Genomic DNA, 2,493 nt, shown 5'->3' on the forward strand with positions numbered 1-2,493 from the left:
TTAAGCGCCTTAACTTGATCTCGATAATACAAAGCAAAGCGAAACATCACTCCGCATAAAAGCAAGACTCCAAACACCACACACACAACGATCGCTATCATTTCATTTAAACTCATTTTGATCTCCTAAGGATGCAAAGTCTCACCCGCGCTATCAACGCTGGAACTTTTGCAAATTTTCGACAATGGGGGGCGCTGCTCTTGCATTAATGTCTGCAAGCGCTCGGGATAAAAAAAATCTTCGGGGCGCAAATCTATCCCATGTTCACGCGCGTAATTTAAAAGCATAACTTGGTATTTAGCAGGTATAATTCCGCCTTTACCCTCTAGTTTTTTTAAAGGATAAGTCCATTTGTAAACAGCAGACACATGGCACTGAGAAATCAACGACACACGTTTTGCGCCACCTAAATACTTTATAATCGTAGCTGCTGAATTTTTGATACTCATCTTAATTTCTCTATTTATCAAATGTGGATTTATTCGATTATAGAAAAATTGTCAACATTTTTTCTAAAATAGAAATATTGATATTTTTTAAAACAAAAGGAATATTGATAAGTATGGATATTCAAAAAGAAATAAAAATTTGGGCAAATGAAAAACTTAAAATAATGGGTCATGGGTCTCGAACTGAATTAGCTAAACATATGGGACTTCATACATCTGTTGTATCTAAAATGCTTTCTGTTGATGATGATAAAGAAAGTAGAAGTATATCTGCTGATGAGCTCGTTAGGTTAACTTCATTTTTTAAAGCTCTCCCCCCTCACTTTATACCTGATAACTGTGATGATTATTTTTTAAAATTATACTCTTCAGCAAAGCCAGAACATAGAAAAGCTGTCATTTCTTTTTTACGTTCTTTACAAGAAGCAGATGAAAAATAACCACCCGTTTTTGCTCATTTGTTAATGACGAAAATATTTTAAAAGCTTCTTTAGATTGCTTCATTATAGAATTTTCTCCACATTTAAATGAAAATTAAATCACTTTTTTGTGTAGACTTATCTGTCTATCACTAAAAAATTTTTTTCTATTTTAGAAAATTTGTATTGACTTATTCTAAAATCGAAAATACATTTACACCATACCTTGAAAAAAAAAACCTATGTCAAGGCATTTTTTTCAAAATGTATTTAATTTTGGTATGGAGGCATTTGTGAAGAAACCAGTGTTTATAAATTCTGATGAAATTCTCTTAGTGATGTGCGAAAATGACGAGCAAAATCTCGCTAAAGCGGGTCCTTTCTTAGAAGAAAGTGACATGATCAAATTTATTGATCAAACCGATAATGCTGTGCAAATCTTCCGTGTGGAACCAACGACTAATCGTTGTGAAGATATTTCTGAAGATCTTGCCGAATGCTATCTTAAAGAACGTGAAGAACAGTGCTTCAATGGAAACATACCTCACGACTTTGTTAAAGACAGTAGCGCATACGATTTTTTTTTAGAAGAAATCGAACAGCAGCGATATGAAGATGAAATATACGGGACTTATGAACAGCAGCACCGTTTAACTCTTTCGGATGTCATTCCAAACTACCCAAGCTATACGGTGCGTTTCTAAAAGCGCGCCCCCTTCAAATCCAATTTATATAAGGTTTGTAATGAAACATTTTATCCCTATTCAAAATACTATAATTAAACAGCAAACCATTCAAACCGTTAGCGCTCGTGACTTGCATGCATTTTTAGAGGTCAAAGCCGAGTTTAGAAAATGGATAGCAAACTGTATTAAAGATTTTGCTTTTCGAGAAGATATTGATTTTATCACATCTACCAAAAAATTACCATCACGGGGTTGTCCTTCTAAAGATTATGCCCTCACTTTAAATGCAGCAAAACACATTGCCATTTGTGAACCTAATCTCAAAGGTAAACAAGTGCGTCAATATTTTTTGGACTGTGAAAAAAAAGCAAAAGCAACAATCGATTATTCAAAACCAGAAACATTAGAAGAAATCTTAAGACATCTCAAACAACAAATTAAGCACAATGAAAATGTTGTCACAACGAATGGAGTGAAACATGCATAATCTTATGACAGTAGAAGAAAGAAATTTTAATAACCAAACTATTCCGACCATGTCTAGTCGTGAAATCGCAGAGTTATGTGGTAAGCAACATAAACATGTTATGCGTGATATCAAAAAAATGCTTGAAGAAATTAGCGAGCCCAAATTTGGGCCGGCTAAATTTTTAAGCACTTATATTGATGAACAAGGGAAAACCCGCCCTTGTTACAACCTTCCCAAACGTGAATGCTTAATCTTAGTTTCAGGATATAGCACTGCTTTGCGTGCAAAAATTATTGACCGTTGGCAAGAATTAGAAAAGCAAGTAACACCAGCACAAATCGATTATTCAAGTCCAAAAGCTATGATGGGCTTTTTGAATTACCTACAAAGTCAAATAGATCGACAAGATACTATCATTGAATATTTAAAACCAAAAGCAATGGCTTTGGAAAGCTTGCAACGCGCTGATG

5 protein-coding genes are annotated in these 2,493 nt (G+C 34.4%); 4 read left to right on the forward strand and 1 reads right to left on the reverse strand.

The features are described 5' to 3' along the window. Positions 1 to 125: 125 nt before the first annotated feature. Positions 126 to 449: a hypothetical protein gene (locus tag PVV66_RS09370; protein ID WP_273719610.1), complete on the reverse strand. Its 324-nt coding sequence runs from the start codon at positions 447 to 449 to the stop codon at positions 126 to 128. Positions 450 to 562: 113 nt separating this feature from the next. Between PVV66_RS09370 and PVV66_RS09375 the strand changes: the two genes are divergently transcribed. The 4 genes from PVV66_RS09375 to PVV66_RS09390 form a co-directional block, all read left to right on the forward strand. Beyond that, on the forward strand, positions 563 to 889 hold the full coding sequence (locus tag PVV66_RS09375; protein WP_273719611.1) for a hypothetical protein: 327 nt from the start codon (positions 563 to 565) through the stop codon (positions 887 to 889). 272 nt (positions 890 to 1,161) lie between these two features. Continuing rightward, complete coding sequence (locus PVV66_RS09380) at positions 1,162 to 1,572, forward strand: hypothetical protein (RefSeq protein WP_273761001.1); 411 nt, start codon at positions 1,162 to 1,164, stop codon at positions 1,570 to 1,572. A gap of 40 nt (positions 1,573 to 1,612) precedes the next feature. Then, the gene (locus PVV66_RS09385) at positions 1,613 to 2,041 is read left to right on the forward strand and encodes an antA/AntB antirepressor family protein (protein WP_273719592.1); all 429 of its coding nucleotides are present in this window, start codon (positions 1,613 to 1,615) and stop codon (positions 2,039 to 2,041) included. Then, positions 2,034 to 2,493, forward strand: a 460-nt coding sequence (locus tag PVV66_RS09390; RefSeq protein WP_273761002.1) for a Rha family transcriptional regulator, incomplete at its 3' end; no start/stop codon positions are given. The genes PVV66_RS09385 and PVV66_RS09390, both read left to right, overlap by 8 nt.

This window comes from Bartonella sp. AU16XJBT (assembly GCF_028618665.1).
GTDB lineage: Bacteria > Pseudomonadota > Alphaproteobacteria > Rhizobiales > Rhizobiaceae > Bartonella.

What these genes read in the sequence shown, in the direction of transcription:
- PVV66_RS09385 (WP_273719592.1), top strand. Translation starts at nt 1,613, where the DNA reads ATGAAACATTTTATCCCTATTCAAAATACTATAATTAAACAGCAAACC.
- PVV66_RS09370 (WP_273719610.1), bottom strand. Translation starts at nt 449, where the DNA reads ATGAGTATCAAAAATTCAGCAGCTACGATTATAAAGTATTTAGGTGGC.
- PVV66_RS09375 (WP_273719611.1), top strand. Translation starts at nt 563, where the DNA reads ATGGATATTCAAAAAGAAATAAAAATTTGGGCAAATGAAAAACTTAAA.